This window comes from Microbulbifer maximicatervae (SeqCode) (genome assembly GCF_052467225.1).
Genome location: NZ_CP174303.1, coordinates 283,249 through 298,710, shown reverse-complemented (window position 1 = coordinate 298,710; position 15,462 = coordinate 283,249). Strand labels below are relative to the sequence as shown.

Below are 15,462 nucleotides of genomic sequence, written 5' to 3'. Positions count from 1 at the left end.
TTCTTGACCACATCGCGGGAGCTGCATGGACACGCCTCAACCTCTATACAGTGCCGAGTCGGTACGTGAGCTGGATCGACAGACGATTGCTGCACTGGAAATCCCCTCCATTCAACTGATGAAGCGCGCCGGTCGCGCGGCTTTTTCACATCTACGCAGGCACTGGCCGGAGATCGGCCGCCTCCAGGTTTTCTGCGGTGGTGGGAACAACGGTGGGGATGGCTATGTGATTGCCGCCCTCGCCGCGCAAAAGAAAATCCCGGTCACCGTTTATGCGTGTACCGATCCTCAGCACCTGAGTGGCGATGCCTGGGAGGCCTATGAGTACGCCTGCCGGGAAGGTGTCCAGGTGGTGAACTCTCTCGCAGAACTGGATACGGCGGATGCCAATACACTGATTGTGGATGCATTGCTGGGAACGGGCTTTAGCGGTGAGCTGCGCTCCGGCGTGGCGCATGCGGTTGAGCGAATCCGCAAAAGCCCTGGCCCGGTGTTGGCTGTGGATATCCCCTCCGGTCTGAGTGCCGATACCGGCAGTGCCGGCGAGGCGGTCAGTGCCGATATAACGGTGACTTTTATCGGCCGCAAAATGGGGCTCTACTGCGGTCGCGGCCCGGCGCTTTGCGGAGAGGTAATTTTCGAAGGCTTGGGGGCACCTGAGGCTGCCTACCGAGCAGTTGAGCCTTTGGCTATGCGTTACGAGGCTGATGCCATCCGCCGCCTGTCAGCGCGTGCCGCCGATAGCTTTAAAAACCAGTTTGGCCATATTTTGGTTGTCGGCGGTGATACCGGATTTGGCGGTGCTGCATTGATGGCTGCGCAATCCTCAGCGCGCTGTGGAGCCGGGCTGATTTCCCTGGCGACCCGCCCTGAGCATTTGTCCGCAGCGTTAACTCGCAGTCCGGAAGTGATGGCTCATCCGGTGATTTCCGGGCAGGAGCTGGAACCGCTGCTCGAAGGCCCCAGCGTAATTGCAGTGGGCCCCGGTTTGGGGCGCTCCCCCTGGAGTGAGCAGCTGCTGGCGCGAGCCGGCCGAGCTGAGGCGCCCTTGGTCGTAGATGCCGATGCATTGAATATTCTCGCTGAGGGCCGGGTTCTGGCCGGGGTCCGGCGGGATGACTGGGTGTTAACCCCACATGTGGGGGAAGCCGCCCGCCTTCTGGGTTGTGATACCGCCGAGGTGCTCGCCGATCCGTGCGCAGCTGCTATTGCAGTTCAGCAAAAATTCAGTGGCGTGGTGATATTAAAAGGCGCCGGCACCCTGATTGCACATGATGGTGGTGTTGACCTGATCAACAGCGGTAACCCGGGCATGGCTTCCGGTGGTATGGGAGACCTCCTCACCGGTATTGTTGCAGCATTGATTGGCCAGCACTTGCCGCTGGTGGAGGCTGCCCGACTGGCGGTGTGGTTACACGGAGAGGCGGGTAATCGCGCTGCCGAAGAGGGTATGCGGGGATTACTCGCTACGGACTTATTGCCCTGGATTAGACGTTTGGTAGATTGATGGCGAGTGAATTGAAATTACATTTGGCTGATGAAGCAGCCACCGCATCCGGCGGCAACTTGCTCGGGCAGGCCTGTCTCGCGGCGGGCCTGCAACAGGGGCTGACGCTGTATTTAAATGGCCAGCTGGGTGCGGGAAAGACAACTTTCTGTCGGGGGGTACTGAGGGCCTTTGGGCACGAGGGTGCGGTAAAGAGCCCCACTTACACCCTGGTGGAACCCTACGAACTCGAGGCTCACCGGGTTTACCACTTCGACCTCTATCGTCTGGGTGACCCGGAAGAGTTGGAGTTTATGGGGGTGCGGGATTATTTCTCTGCGCAGAGTTTGAGTCTTGTAGAGTGGCCCGAGCGGGGCGAGGGCATATTGCCCGATCCAGACTTGGAAGTTGAGTTGGAAGTACCGGAAAGTGGTCGCCAGCTCAGGTTAATTGCGCACTCGCCCGAGGGTGAGCGCGTAATAGACCTGCTGCAAAAGCTGCTGCGAGCATCCTGAAAACGCCTGAACACAGGGAAATACTGATACCAATAAGCAAAGGGGCTGGGAAGTAATGAGTTTTATGTGGCGGTCTCTGTTAGTTGTCGCGCTGTGGTTGGCAGTTTTCCTGCCGGCTTCTGCGACGCAAGTGGAAGGTGTGCGCGTCTGGAGAGCACCCGACCATACGCGTCTGGTTTTTGATTTAAGCGACCCGGCAGAGCACAAGTTATTTACCCTCAAGGACCCCCACCGGGTGGTTGTCGACCTCTCTGATACCGAGTTGAAGGCTGAGCTGGACAAGTTGGATCTGGACAAGACGCCGATCGCCCGGGTGCGCCATGCCCGTCAGAATAAAAAAGATCTACGGGTTGTATTGGACCTAAAGCAGCAGGCCAATCCGCGCAGCTTTGCTTTGCGGCGCCATGAAAACCTGCCGGATCGATTGGTGATCGACCTTTATGACGAGGTTAAAGGCAGCGAGAAGACGCTGGAGCAGGTCAGTAGTGAACGCAATATCATTGTCGCTATTGATGCAGGGCACGGCGGGGAAGACCCCGGGGCTTCCGGTCCCGGTCGCTTGCGGGAAAAGGATGTGGTGCTGGCGATTGCCAAACAGCTGCACAAAAAGATAAACGGTGAGAAGGGCTTTACCGCCAAACTGGTGCGTACAGGGGATTACTATATTCCTTTGCGGGAACGGGTAAAAATTGGGCGCAATATGCGTGCGGACCTTTTTGTGTCGATCCACGCCGATGCCTTTACCCGTAAAGATGCCCGTGGCGCCGGGGTTTATGCGGTCTCCTCCCGGGGCGCAACCAGTGAAACCGCCCGCTTTTTGGCCGCGAGGGAAAACGAGTCCGATCTTATCGGTGGTGCCGGCAGTTTGAGCCTAGGCGATAAGGATGACACCCTTGCCGGCGTATTGCTCGACCTCTCCATGACTGCCACCATGAATGCCAGCCTGGATATCGGCGCCAGTGTGCTGTCACAGATTGGCACCGTCACTCACCTGCACAAAAAACAGGTGGAGCAGGCCAATTTCTCGGTGCTGCGTTCGCCGGATGTGCCTTCAATTTTGGTGGAGACGGGTTTTATTACCAATCCCCAGGAAGCGAAACGCCTGCGCGATCCCAGTTTCCAGCGCAAGCTGGCGCAAAAGCTCAGTGACGGTATAGTGGCGCACTTTAAGAGCCGCCCCCCGGCGGATACCTGGCTCGCCGCCAACCAGAGCGATAAGTCTCGCAACCACGTTATCGCTCGCGGGGAGACCCTTTCGGGTATCGCGGCGCGATATAATATCTCCGTCGCCGCCCTGATGAGAGCGAATGGCATCAAGAACTCCGTGATTCGAGTGGGGCAGACCCTGAGTATTCCTTCCGGCTGAGACCTCAGTGTCGAGCGGTCCTTGCAGCATTAACAGGCCAGATTCATGCACGATAAAATCCAGCAACTCTCTCCCCGCCTCGCCAACCAGATTGCAGCTGGTGAGGTAGTTGAGCGCCCAGCATCAGTAATCAAGGAGTTGCTGGAAAACAGCCTGGATGCGGGCGCTACACGGCTAGAGGTCGATGTGGACGGCGGTGGTAGCAAGCGCATGAAAGTGCGCGATAACGGCAAGGGCATAGAGCGGGAAGACCTGCCAATGGCCCTGGCCCGCCACGCGACTTCCAAGATTCATGCATTGGAAGATCTGGAGGCGGTGGCCACCCTGGGCTTTCGCGGTGAGGCCCTCGCCAGTATTTCCTCGGTGGCGCGCCTGGCATTGACCAGCAGCCGCGATGAAAGTGGCAAGGGTTGGCAGGTAAGTGCGGAGGGCCGCGACATGCAGGCGCAGCTCGCGCCCTCGGCTCACCCCCGTGGCACCACGGTGGATGTGCGCGATCTGTTCTTCAATACGCCCGCTCGGCGGAAATTCCTACGCACAGAAAAAACAGAATTCAATCGCATTGACGAGACGATTAAGCGCTTGGCGCTGTCCCGATTTGATGTCTCTATCAGCCTGCGCCACAACGGCAAGGGTGTGCATAATCTGCGTGCGGGCACCGGGCGGGTGGAAATGGAGCGCCGTGTCGCCCAGGTGTGTGGGCCGGCGTTTATGCAGAATGCGCTGCATATCGATGTGGAGCGCAGCGGCCTGCGCCTGTGGGGGTGGGTTGCGGAACCCGCATTCTCGCGCTCCCAAGCCGACTTACAATTCTTTTATGTCAATGGCCGGGCTATTCGCGACAAGGTGGTCAGCCACGCGGTGCGCCGGGCGTTCGCCGATGTTTTGTACCATGGTCGCCATCCGGCATTTGTACTTTATCTGGAGCTGGACCCGGCTTCCGTCGATGTGAATGTGCACCCGACCAAACACGAAGTGCGTTTTCGCGATAGTCGCCTGGTACACGACTTCCTGTTTGGCAGTTTGCACCGGGCCCTGGCGGATGTGCGCCCGGGGCAGAAAGAGGAAACAGAAAGCGAGCCAGAGCAGGAGCGCCAGGAACGGGTCACGGGTTTGCAGGCCGGTGAATTTGCCGGGCAGCATAAAATGCCACTCAGCAATCGTCCCTCGCCCTCAAATTTGCGCGAGCAGATGAATGCTTACGGCGCTCTGCACCAACCGTATCAGGACTCATCCCCGGCGACACAACAGCCGCAGGATGCTCCTACCAGCCGGCCAGTGCCCGTGCCCCAAGCATCTTCCGGGACGACCATAGGGGCCGGTGCGGGCATTGAAAGCGAATCCGAAGTGCCGCCGCTGGGCTTTGCTCTGGCGCAGTTGCATGGAATCTATATTCTCGCGCAAAACGAGCATGGGATGGTTGTTGTCGATATGCACGCTGCCCATGAGCGCATTGTCTATGAGCAGATGAAAGTGGCTTATGCGGCCGGTGGAATTCAGGCTCAGCCCCTCCTGGTTCCAGTGAGTCTGGCTGTCAGCCAGCGGGAAGCGGACTGCTTCGAGGAGCGCAGCGAGGTGTTTACCGCGCTTGGTTTCGTATTGCAGCGGGCCGGTCCGGAGACCTTACTGGTGCGCCAGGTACCCACAATGCTGCACGGCGCGGAAGTGGAACAGCTTGTGCGCGATGTACTCTCGGACCTGCTCGGCGAAGGCGACAGCGCCCGTATTGGTGAGCGCATCAACGAAGTGCTGGGGACAATGGCTTGTCACGGTTCTGTTCGCGCAAACCGACGTCTGACAATCCCGGAAATGAATGCTCTGCTGCGGGATATGGAGCGCACGGAGCGCAGTGGCCAGTGCAATCACGGTCGCCCGACCTGGACCCAGGTTAAACTGGCAGATATGGATAAGTGGTTTATGCGCGGCCAATAGGTACGCGGCAGAAGTGGGTGGTAGTTTGAATAACAGCTTGCCGGGTGATAAGCCCCGTGTAATTTTCTTGATGGGTCCAACGGCTTCCGGCAAAACGGATCTGGCCATGGCGCTCGCCGATCGTTTGCCCGTGGAACTAATTAGTGTTGATTCTGCTCTCGTATATCGAGGCCTTGATATCGGCTCGGCCAAGCCCTCAGTAGAAGAGCTAGCTGCATACCCTCACCGTTTGATCGATGTCTGTGACCCGTCTGAGTCTTATTCGGCAGGTCGCTTCCGCAAAGATGCGCTGGAAGCTATGGCAGAAATTACCGCCGCTGGTAAAGTGCCATTACTGGTTGGCGGAACTATGTTGTATTTCCGCGCTCTGTTGGAAGGCATGGCAAAATTGCCTGAAGCGGATGCAGCGGTGAGAGCAGAAATTGAAGCACGCGCAGAGCGGGAAGGGTGGCCTGCACTGCATGCGGAGCTGGCCCAGGTGGACCCGCAGTTGGCGGCTGAGCTACATCCCAACCATTCGGTACGTATCGAAAGGGGGCTGGAAGTTTACCGCCTCACCGGTGTTCCGCTTTCGCAGTTGCGTCGCGAGCAGGAAGCTGGGGGAATACAGGAGCAGTACCAAGTGTGTCAGATGGCCATTATGCCCCGCGATCGATCCCTGCTTCACCAGCGTATTGAACTGCGTTTTCGCAAGATGCTCGCGGCGGGCTTTATTGATGAAGTCCAGGGCCTGCTGGACCGGGGAGACCTGCACGAGGACTTACCGGCAATTCGCGCGGTGGGATATCGGCAAGTTTGGCAACACTTGCAAGGCCAAACCGATTACGATGATATGGTGGCCGCTGGAATTGCGGCGACGAGGCAGCTTGCCAAGCGCCAGTTAACCTGGCTGCGGCGCTGGCCAGACCTGCTAACTTTGTACACTCAGGATGAGCAAGGTGGGGTGCGTGAGAATGACGAAATATTGGCAGAAGCCTTGAAATTTCTCGCTTAAGCATCCATAACGTGGTTGGGCTATTAAACGACAAGCCCGTTCAGTCAGTTTTCACAGAGTCCGGCCTTTTCCGGCTCGCTACTACACTACTTATACGCGTATTCAACCTCAGTCGTTTTTTGATCCGCGCTCTTCGCGGGTGCGATTGCGGCCTGCATACCGCATTCAGCTTTTTGACAAGGAGAAAAAAGATGTCAAAAGGGCACAGCTTACAAGACCCTTACCTCAACGTATTGCGCAAAGAGCGTATTCCGGTTTCTATCTATCTGGTAAACGGCATCAAGCTCCAAGGGCAAATTGAATCCTTCGACCAGTTCGTGGTGTTACTCAAAAATACTGTGAGCCAAATGGTGTATAAGCACGCCATTTCTACGGTTGTTCCGTCGCGTGCAGTGCGCGTACCGCTATTGAATCCCGCAGCCCAGCACGGCGGCGAGGGTAATGGTGAAGGCGGTGAGCGCGAATCCTTTAGCTAAAAGATCCGTATCAATTTCACCTGCACCCCGTTTTGCCGGGGCGCCAGCAGCTCGGTGAGCCCCTTGCAGGGCTTGCCGGTTGTCACCTCAGTCAGGGCTTATCGCGCCCTTTTCGCAATAGAGAATTCCCATTGTTTTTCGATCGACCGGAATCCGGTGAGCTCGCAGTACTGGTACACCTAGAACTCTCCGCCATCGACAGTCCCGACGACCCTCGTGAATTTGAGGAGTTGGCCCTATCTGCCGGAGCAGATCCTGTCAGTTTTATTTTCGGCCAGCGCGCCACTCCAGACCCAAAGACCTTTGTTGGCCGAGGTAAATTGGAGGAGATTCGCCAGGTGGTCAAAGATCAGGAAGCCGCCCTGGTTATCTTTGATCACATCCTGTCTCCGAGTCAGGAGCGCAATATTGAGCGCGAATTAAAGTGCCGGGTGCTGGATCGCACAGGGCTTATTCTGGATATTTTTGCCCAGCGTGCGCGAACTCACGAGGGTAAGCTTCAGGTGGAATTGGCCCAGCTACGCCATATGGCAACGCGGCTGGTGCGAGGCTGGACCCATCTGGAGAGGCAAAAGGGTGGTATCGGCCTACGTGGGCCCGGTGAAACCCAGTTGGAGACAGACCGGCGACTGCTGCGCGCGCGCATAGACTCCATCGAGAAGCGGCTGGAAAAGGTACGCCGCCAGCGGGAGCAGGGGCGCCGCGCGCGCTCCCGGGCAGAAATGGCCACAGTATCTCTGGTTGGCTACACCAACGCGGGCAAGTCGACCCTGTTTAATCGCCTGACCGATGCAGATGTCTATGTCAGGGACCAATTGTTTGCCACCCTCGACCCGACCATGCGCAGGGTTGAATTACCCAATGTTGGCGCCATGGTATTGGCTGATACGGTGGGATTTGTCTCTCACTTGCCGCATAAACTGGTAGAGGCATTCCGGGCAACCCTGGAAGAGGCCGCCAGTGCGACGTTGCTTCTACATGTGGTGGACGCTGCGGCAGATGATCGGTTACACCTGATGGAAGAGGTGCAAACGGTTCTGGAGGAAATTGATGCTTCAGAACTGCCGCAACTGGTCGTTTATAACAAAATTGATCTGCTGGCAGATTTTGAACCGCGTATAGACCGGGATGACCAAGGTGTACCCCGGGCAGTTTGGCTCTCTGCGGTAACAGGTGCGGGTTGTGAACTTTTAATTGAGGCTATTGCCGTGCGCCTGGGCGAGCAAATGGTGCGCGGGCAATTGGTAGTGAAGCCTCATCAGTCCAGGCTGCGAGCGCAGCTATTTGAAATTAATGCGGTGCAGTCGGAAGTCTACCGCGACAATGGTGACTGCGAATTGCAAATATTATTGCCGCGTAGTGATTTCCAGCGTCTGCTGGCGCCACATATTGCTGGCAATGACGCGCCGGAATGGGTTTTGGAAGAACCCATTGCCGAGTAGTTGTCGTATAAACATTGATTTTAAAATTCAGGTCATATTGCGACCTTTAGTCGAATTTGTTTGAGGTTGGTCTCCGCAGACTGCCCACTTGCCTCAGGCTAGGGCCTGTCGGCAATATTTTGTCGGCAATGGATGCTAGAATCCGCCGAAGTAAAAGATTAAGTGATCATAGTTGGAGTAAGTTAAATGGCCTGGAATGAGCCGGGTGGTAACAATAAAGACCCCTGGGGTGGTGGCGGTAACCGCAATAACGGAGGCCCGCCCGATCTCGATGAACTACTGCGAAAAATTCAGCAGAAACTAGGTGGCCTGTTTGGTGGTGGTGGCAGCGGCAGCCCAAGTGGCGACTCTGTCAAATTTCCCTGGGTACTGGTTATTGGTCTCGCCGTATTGATTTATGGCGGCCTGGGGATTTACCAGGTCAACGCCAACGAACAGGCGGTTGTTTTGCGCCTGGGCAAATACCACTCCACGGAATCTGCCGGCCTGCACTGGAATCCGCCGCTTATCGATAACGTCACCAAGGTCAATATGACTGAGGTGCGTACCGAGCGCACTACCGGTCAGATGCTGACTGAGGACGCCAATATCGTAGAAGTGGTACTCACTGTGCAGTGGCAGGTTGGGGATGCTGAGTCTTTTGTGCTGCGTGTTCGCGATCCGGTGAAGAGCTTGCAGGAAGCCACCGACAGCGCCCTTCGTCACGTGGTGGGCTCTCTCACTTTAAACGGTGTGATTTCCCAGAACCGGACCCAAGTATCTGCCGATACGCAGGAACGATTACAAGAATACCTGGACCTGTACCAGACCGGTATACGCATTGATGTGGTTAACCTCACTGATGCTAAGGCGCCGCGCGAAGTGCAGGATGCGTTTGACGATGTGACCAAAGCCCGTGAGGACGAGGTGCGTCTGCAAAATGAAGCTCAGGCTGATGCTAACCAGATAATCCCGGTTGCCCGTGGTCAGGCTCAGCGCATTATCGAAGAGGCCGAGGCATACAAAGCCCGCGTCATCGAGAGTGCCCGAGGTGAAGCTGTACGCTTTGAGAAACTGCTGGCTGAATATGAGCGTGCCCCGGAAGTTACCCGCGAGCGTCTCTACCTGGATGCGGTACAGGATGTGATGGCCAACACCTCCAAAGTGATGGTGGATGTAGAGGGTGGCAATAACATGATGTACCTGCCGCTAGATAAATTGGCGCAAGGCGGCGCTGGAGCAGCGCGAGCAGCCCAAAGCCAGGACACCTCGCCTGTAATGATTGAGGAAGTCTATCAGCGTGTTATTGAGCGCCTTCGTCGGGATGACGCCAGCACCCGTCGCAGTCAGACTATTCGCTAGGAGGGGATGATATGAATAACAAAACACTGGGTATCATTGTTGTCATCCTGGTTGGAGTATTGGTACTTTCTTCCAGCGCCTTTGTAGTGAAAGAGACTGAAAAAGCCGTGTTACTGCGCTTTGGTGAGCTGGTGCGCACCTACACCGAGCCGGGTCTCTACTTCAAAATCCCTTTTGCGGAAAGGTTGCGCAAGTTTGATGCGCGTATTCAGACGGTGGATTCCAGCCCCGTTCGTATGCTCAACAGTGAAAACAAATTCATGATGGTTGATTCGTATGCCAAATACCGAATCTCTGATGTGGATAAGTTTTATATCGCCACTCGTGGTGACGATCGCAATGCGGTGCGCCTGCTGTCGGAGCGGATCAATGATCAGCTCCGGAACGAGTTTGGTGTGCGTGATCTGCATGAGGTAGTCAGTGGCGAGCGCGATGAGTTGATGGCGGAGATCACTAAAAACCTGAATAAGGTGGCTCAGGATGACCTGGGAGTGCATGTGATTGATGTGCGCGTCAAGCGGATTGACCTGCCACCGGAAGTCTCCGAGTCTGTGTTCCAGCGTATGCGCGCTGGTCGTGAGCTGGAGGCGCGGGATCATCGCGCCAAGGGTCAGGAGGCCAGTGAGCGTATCAAGGCTAATGCCAATCGCCAAAGAGTGGTGATTGAGTCTGAGGCCTACCGCCAGGCGGAAGAGTTACGCGGTGCGGGTGATGCAGAGGCGGCAGCTATTTACGCTGCGGCCTACAGCAAGAATCCGGAGTTTTACCGCTTTACCCGCAGTCTGCAGGCTTACAAGGAGTCCTTCCGGAGCAAGTCAGATATGATGCTGGTCGATCCAGATAGCGAATTCTTCCGCTACCTGAAAGACCCGAAAGGAGAGTAGGGCTGAAAATGCTATGTAGCACTGGGCAATTGGTGCTACAGGCGCCGGGTTAGATTCGATAACCCTACCTTCCTGTTAGCACTTGATGCTAAAATCACGCAAACCGGGCCCAGCCCGGTTTTTTTGTGGGAAGTGCTGCGGCTCGTTTGTGGCAAGCGCTGTGGCACCGCAATTTCTTCGCTGACGAATTCATTTCATCATGACTCAAGCCGATCGCTGGATGTTACCGGATGGCATTGCAGAAATTCTGCCTGCGGATGCCGTGCAATTGGAGACTCTGCGCCGCCAACTACTGGACCTCTACCACTGCTGGGGGTACGAGTTGGTGATACCGCCGATGTTGGAATTCACCGAGTCCCTCCTGATCGGGATGGGCCATGATGTAGATCTGAGCACCTTTAAGGTCACCGACCAGATATCTGGACGCACTTTAGGTATACGCGCGGATATGACTCCGCAGACTGCCCGGATTGATGCCCACAGTTTTCCCCGCAGAGGCGCCAACCGCCTCTGCTACGCCGGTCAGGTGGTGTACACCAAGCCGCGAACCCCGATGGGCTCGCGAGCGCCGATACAGGTTGGTGCGGAGCTGTTTGGAGTGGACAACCTCGGTGCAGACCTCGAGGTGATCTCGCTGATGCTGCAAAGCCTTCAGGTAGCGGGGGTCAGCCAAGTGCACCTGGACCTGGGCCACGTCGCGATTTACCAGAGTCTGGTTGAAGCGGCGGGCCTCAATGACGAGCAGCGCAGCGCCCTGTTGGCAATGTTACAGAGCAAGGCGACTGCTGATCTGTGCGAGTGGGTTGAGGAGAATGTTGGCGACCAGAAGGCTGCCGAGTGGCTGAAGGCGCTCCCGGGGCTGGTTGGGGGACGGGAATGCCTGGATAAGGCCCGCGAACTCTTTTCTGGAGCCCCGCAAAATTTGCTGGCGGCAGTTTCCGATTTGAGGCAGGTAGCTGAGGCTCTGAATGAGCGCTATCCAGAGGTGACACTGTTCTTTGATTTGAGTGAAGTACGCGGCTACGACTATGAAACAGGTCTGGTATTCGCCGCCTACACACCGGGCCACGGCCAGGCATTGGCCAACGGTGGACGCTACAACGGTATCGGGGCCGTGTTTGGGCGCGATCGCCCAGCAACAGGCTTTAGTAGTGACCTGGTGGCATTGAGTAATCTGGGCAGCGCCGCCGTTGAAGAGGGTGCTGCGATATTGGCACCAGATGTCAGAGGCTCCCAGGGCGCTGAACTGTGGAAGGCGATTCACGAGCTGCGGGCTCAAGGCGAAGTGGTCATCACAGCCCTCGCTGGTGGTGCCGATAGTGAACTGGATTCCCGCTGTGACCGCGAGTTGGTTGCTGAGGGTGATTCGTGGGTAGTAAAACCACGAGACTGATTTTTCGGGCGCAGTGGATGTGCCTATTATCGCGCGGGCCTACCCGCAGACATCCATTTATGTGGGGCCCCGGCTCCCGCAGAGAAAAACCTGAGTTTAGAGATTTATACAGATGGGCAAGAACGTAGTAGTACTGGGTACCCAGTGGGGCGATGAGGGCAAGGGCAAGATTGTCGATTTGCTAACCGAGAAGGTCTCGCTGGTAGTGCGTTTCCAGGGTGGTCACAATGCGGGCCACACCCTGGTTATCGATGGCGAAAAAACCGTACTGCACCTGATTCCCTCCGGTATCCTGCGCCCCAGCGTAACCTGCTTGATCGGCAATGGTGTGGTGCTCTCCCCGGAGGCGCTGCTGAAAGAGATGGCTGAGCTGGAAGAGCGCGAAGTTCCTGTGCGCGAGCGCCTGCGTCTTTCCCCGGCGTGTCCGCTGATCTTGCCTGTGCATGTTGCCCTCGACCAGGCCCGTGAAAAAGCACGCGGCGCCAAAGCGATCGGTACTACAGGTCGCGGTATTGGTCCTGCTTACGAAGATAAAGTTGCTCGTCGCGGTCTTCGCCTGGGTGATCTGTGCAACTGGGATAACTTCTGCCACCAGCTGAAAGAGCTGATTGATTACCACAACTTCGCTCTGACCGAATACTACAAAGTTGACCCGGTCAGTTATGAGGACACCGTTGAGCAGGCCAAGATCTGGCGCGAGCAACTGGTGCCGATGATCACCGACGTTGCCGATCACCTGCACAAAGCGCGCGAGAACGGAGAGCATATCCTGTTCGAAGGCGCCCAGGGTTCCCTGCTGGATATTGACCACGGTACCTACCCGTTCGTAACTTCCTCTAATACCACTGCTGGCGGTACTGCGACTGGTTCTGGTTTTGGTCCTCTGTACCTGGATTATGTATTGGGCATTACCAAGGCCTACACCACCCGCGTTGGCGGTGGTCCTTTCCCAACTGAGCTGGACTGCGAAGTTGGTCGTCACCTGGGTGAAAAAGGTCACGAGTTTGGCGCTACCACTGGGCGCCAGCGCCGCACCGGTTGGTTTGACGCTGTTGCTGTGCGCCACGCGATCCGAATCAACAGTATTTCTGGCCTGTGCCTGACCAAACTGGATGTTCTCGATGGCCTCGAGGAGGTAAAGGTTTGTGTGGGCTACCGCAACAGCGCTGGTGAAGAAGTCCCAGTACCATTTGATGCTGCAGGTTGGGAAGGTGTCGAGCCGGTTTATGAGTCTATGCCCGGTTGGACAGAGAACACTGTCGGTGTGCGTCGTGAAGCGGATTTGCCGGCCAATGCACGCGCCTATATCGCTCGAATCGAAGAGCTGGTGGGCGCTCCGGTAGACATTGTTTCTACAGGCCCAGATCGCAACGAAACTATTGTTCGCGAATCTTCCGCTTTGTGCGAAATGGGTATTCACAACGCTAGCGTTTAAGCCCTGATCGCCCGGTTGTGAATGTGCAGTCTGGTGATGGCCTTGCTATTTTAAGTGAGGCCTCTGATCATTAGACCTGTTCCAAGTTATTGGTCGTGCACTACACGCAGGCTTATGACCTGAATTTAACCGGGCTAATTTATGTCATCTTCCGTTTCCGTTGCCAGTCGTTACAGTTTTGCTGAAGAGATCGCCAACAGTGTGACACATGGTGTTGGAGCTCTTCTGGCGATTGCTGGTCTGGGTGTATTGACCGGATTTGCTGCCCTGCGCGGGGACGCTTGGCATATTGTCAGCTCCAGCGTCTATGCCTCCACCCTGATACTCTGTTTCCTAGCCTCCACGCTGTACCACGCAGTCAGCCATATCGGCGCCAAAGCGATACTGCGGACCCTGGACCACTCGTCAATCTTTCTATTGATTGCTGGAACCTATACTCCCTTCACTCTGGTTACCCTGAGGGGCCCTTGGGGTTGGTGGCTGTTCGGTATTATTTGGGGGCTCGCGCTGATCGGATTGATTATTCAGTTCACCCCGCTGAAGAAGATTCGAGCTCTGTCTATCACTCTCAGTGCCTTGATGGGATGGGTCGTGGTGGCTGCTATCAAGCCGCTGTCGGACAGCCTGGAAACTGGCGGTTTGTGGCTGTTAGTTCTCGGTGGTCTCTGCTACACCGGCGGAATCGCTTTTTACCTCTGGCGCAGCCTGCGCTTCCACCATGCGATTTGGCATCTCTTTGTGCTGGCGGGCGGTATTTTGCACTTCTTTGCGGTGCTGTTTTACGTCATTCCCTAATCTTCCCGTTTTGCGGCAGAGCTCACCCTTAAGGTGAGCAGCACGAACTTCCCTCTCATGTGACTGTCCAGTTTAATAGTGGGTGGGAAGTTCAACGGTTACCAGCCAATCCACCTTTCGGATAAGAGTGGCTCGTTCTACCCTTGAGCGAGCAAAAGTTGTGTCGAAGGTAACTCCATGCCCAAATTGCAATGGTTTCAATATCTGTCTGCCATCCTCGCGATAAGCGCGGTTCTCCTGGTTTCCAATACCCATGCACAAGAGAAAGCCGATCCGGCCTTCGAACAGTGGGTAAAGGAGTTCCGTAAAACCGCGATTAAGAGTGGAATCTCTGCGGAGGTTTACGACCAAGCCTTTGAAGGAATCACTTCTCCAGACCAATGGGTTCTGGATCGTGCAGCCTATCAGCCTGAATTCAAAGCACCGGTGTGGCAGTACTTTGATAATCGGGTGCAAAAGAGAGCGATTGAACGAGGCAAGCGGGAAAAAGAAAAAATGAAGCCCTGGTTGGACAAGATCCAGAAGCGCTTCGGGGTGGACCCCAATATCCTGCTGGCGATCTGGTCTGTGGAATCCAGTTTTGGCGGCATCCTCGGCAACGACAAGGTAATGCGCAGTGTCATTCGCTCACTGGCAACACTCGCCTATGCGGATCCCCAGCGTAAAAAGTTTGGCCGTCAGCAACTGCTGGCCGCGCTAAAAATCTTGCAGGCCGGTGATGTCGAGGGTGAGCACTTGTTGGGCTCATGGGCCGGAGCTATGGGGCATACCCAATTTATTCCCACCAGTTATCAAGCCTATGCGGTGGATATCGATGGTGATGGTAAACGGGATATCTGGAACTCCATTCCGGATGCGCTCGCGACTGCCGCCAACCTGCTATCCAGTAACGGTTGGCAGCGAGGAAAACCCTGGGGCTATGAGGTCAATATTCCCGCTCGTAAAATGCCTGCAGGGAAGATGTCGGTAGCCGAATGGGAGAAGCTCGGTGTCACACGAGCCAATGGCGAGCCCTTTCCCAGCAAGAAAGCCATTGCCGAATTAAAGTTACCAGACGGCCGCAATGGCCCGGCGTTTTTAGTGTTCAAGAACTTCTTTGTCCTCAAGCGTTACAACAATTCAGATCGCTATGCGATAGCTATAGGCCTGTTGGCAGACCGGATTGGCGGCGGTGCGCCCTTGGTAAATGATTGGAAGCGCCCTTTTACTCCACTGGATAGTGTTCAAGTGGAAGAGTTGCAGAAGTTGCTCAAACAGAAAGGGTTTTACACCGGAGAAATTGATGGCAAGGCAGGTCCGGGTACCCGCAAAGCGGTGAGTGAATTTGAAAAGAGTGCTGGCGTTGAAGTTCAGGGCTACCCGAGCAAGGAAGTCCTGGAGATGTTGAAGAAACAATAGGGAGT

General features: G+C 56.0%; 13 protein-coding genes. All 13 read left to right on the top strand.

Annotation, left to right across the window (positions count from 1 at the left end):
- Positions 1-25: 25 nt before the first annotated feature.
- The 13 genes from ACJJIZ_RS01210 to ACJJIZ_RS01150 all read left to right on the top strand — a co-directional run bounded on the left by ACJJIZ_RS01210 (position 26) and on the right by ACJJIZ_RS01150 (position 15,457).
- A complete protein-coding gene (locus ACJJIZ_RS01210) occupies positions 26-1,507 on the top strand; it encodes an NAD(P)H-hydrate dehydratase (RefSeq protein ID WP_444914965.1) in 1,482 nt (493 codons plus the stop codon).
- Positions 1,507-2,001 (top strand): tRNA (adenosine(37)-N6)-threonylcarbamoyltransferase complex ATPase subunit type 1 TsaE, encoded by a 495-nt coding sequence (tsaE, locus tag ACJJIZ_RS01205; RefSeq protein ID WP_444911950.1) that lies wholly within the window; start codon positions 1,507-1,509, stop codon positions 1,999-2,001. Before ACJJIZ_RS01210 ends, tsaE begins: the two co-directional genes overlap by 1 nt.
- 55 nt (positions 2,002-2,056) lie before the next feature.
- Positions 2,057-3,367 carry an N-acetylmuramoyl-L-alanine amidase gene (locus ACJJIZ_RS01200; protein WP_413664095.1) on the top strand — a complete coding sequence of 437 codons (1,311 nt, stop codon included), beginning with the start codon at positions 2,057-2,059 and terminating at the stop codon, positions 3,365-3,367.
- A 45-nt stretch (positions 3,368-3,412) separates the two neighbouring features.
- On the top strand, positions 3,413-5,299 hold the full coding sequence (mutL, locus tag ACJJIZ_RS01195; RefSeq protein WP_444914964.1) for a DNA mismatch repair endonuclease MutL: 1,887 nt from the start codon (positions 3,413-3,415) through the stop codon (positions 5,297-5,299).
- Between the two features lie 70 nt (positions 5,300-5,369).
- Positions 5,370-6,293 (top strand): tRNA (adenosine(37)-N6)-dimethylallyltransferase MiaA, encoded by a 924-nt coding sequence (gene miaA / locus ACJJIZ_RS01190; protein WP_413665829.1) that lies wholly within the window; start codon positions 5,370-5,372, stop codon positions 6,291-6,293.
- A gap of 191 nt (positions 6,294-6,484) precedes the next feature.
- Positions 6,485-6,769, top strand: a complete 285-nt coding sequence (gene hfq, locus ACJJIZ_RS01185; protein WP_020413623.1) for an RNA chaperone Hfq — start codon at positions 6,485-6,487, stop codon at positions 6,767-6,769.
- Between the two features lie 131 nt (positions 6,770-6,900).
- Positions 6,901-8,211: a ribosome rescue GTPase HflX gene (gene hflX / locus ACJJIZ_RS01180; protein ID WP_444914963.1), complete on the top strand. Its 1,311-nt coding sequence runs from the start codon at positions 6,901-6,903 to the stop codon at positions 8,209-8,211.
- A 186-nt stretch (positions 8,212-8,397) separates the two neighbouring features.
- Entirely contained in the window at positions 8,398-9,552 is a 1,155-nt protein-coding gene (gene hflK, locus ACJJIZ_RS01175; protein WP_282930282.1) for an FtsH protease activity modulator HflK, read from the top strand.
- 11 nt (positions 9,553-9,563) lie between these two features.
- Entirely contained in the window at positions 9,564-10,436 is an 873-nt protein-coding gene (hflC, locus tag ACJJIZ_RS01170; RefSeq protein WP_413664098.1) for a protease modulator HflC, read from the top strand.
- Between the two features lie 199 nt (positions 10,437-10,635).
- Positions 10,636-11,829: an ATP phosphoribosyltransferase regulatory subunit gene (locus tag ACJJIZ_RS01165; protein WP_413664099.1), complete on the top strand. Its 1,194-nt coding sequence runs from the start codon at positions 10,636-10,638 to the stop codon at positions 11,827-11,829.
- Between the two features lie 112 nt (positions 11,830-11,941).
- The gene (locus tag ACJJIZ_RS01160) at positions 11,942-13,264 is read left to right on the top strand and encodes an adenylosuccinate synthase (RefSeq protein ID WP_282930279.1); all 1,323 of its coding nucleotides are present in this window, start codon (positions 11,942-11,944) and stop codon (positions 13,262-13,264) included.
- Positions 13,265-13,405: 141 nt separating this feature from the next.
- Entirely contained in the window at positions 13,406-14,059 is a 654-nt protein-coding gene (trhA, locus tag ACJJIZ_RS01155; RefSeq protein WP_282930278.1) for a PAQR family membrane homeostasis protein TrhA, read from the top strand.
- A 177-nt stretch (positions 14,060-14,236) separates the two neighbouring features.
- Positions 14,237-15,457: a lytic murein transglycosylase gene (locus ACJJIZ_RS01150; RefSeq protein WP_444914962.1), complete on the top strand. Its 1,221-nt coding sequence runs from the start codon at positions 14,237-14,239 to the stop codon at positions 15,455-15,457.
- Positions 15,458-15,462 lie beyond the last annotated feature (5 nt).

Coding starts and splice junctions, on each gene's coding strand:
- ACJJIZ_RS01210 (WP_444914965.1), top strand. CDS start 26: ATGGACACGCCTCAACCTCTATACAGTGCCGAGTCGGTACGTGAGCTG.
- tsaE (WP_444911950.1), top strand. CDS start 1,507: ATGGCGAGTGAATTGAAATTACATTTGGCTGATGAAGCAGCCACCGCA.
- ACJJIZ_RS01200 (WP_413664095.1), top strand. CDS start 2,057: ATGAGTTTTATGTGGCGGTCTCTGTTAGTTGTCGCGCTGTGGTTGGCA.
- mutL (WP_444914964.1), top strand. CDS start 3,413: ATGCACGATAAAATCCAGCAACTCTCTCCCCGCCTCGCCAACCAGATT.
- miaA (WP_413665829.1), top strand. CDS start 5,370: ATGGGTCCAACGGCTTCCGGCAAAACGGATCTGGCCATGGCGCTCGCC.
- hfq (WP_020413623.1), top strand. CDS start 6,485: ATGTCAAAAGGGCACAGCTTACAAGACCCTTACCTCAACGTATTGCGC.
- hflK (WP_282930282.1), top strand. CDS start 8,398: ATGGCCTGGAATGAGCCGGGTGGTAACAATAAAGACCCCTGGGGTGGT.
- hflC (WP_413664098.1), top strand. CDS start 9,564: ATGAATAACAAAACACTGGGTATCATTGTTGTCATCCTGGTTGGAGTA.
- ACJJIZ_RS01165 (WP_413664099.1), top strand. CDS start 10,636: ATGACTCAAGCCGATCGCTGGATGTTACCGGATGGCATTGCAGAAATT.
- ACJJIZ_RS01160 (WP_282930279.1), top strand. CDS start 11,942: ATGGGCAAGAACGTAGTAGTACTGGGTACCCAGTGGGGCGATGAGGGC.
- trhA (WP_282930278.1), top strand. CDS start 13,406: ATGTCATCTTCCGTTTCCGTTGCCAGTCGTTACAGTTTTGCTGAAGAG.
- ACJJIZ_RS01150 (WP_444914962.1), top strand. CDS start 14,237: ATGCCCAAATTGCAATGGTTTCAATATCTGTCTGCCATCCTCGCGATA.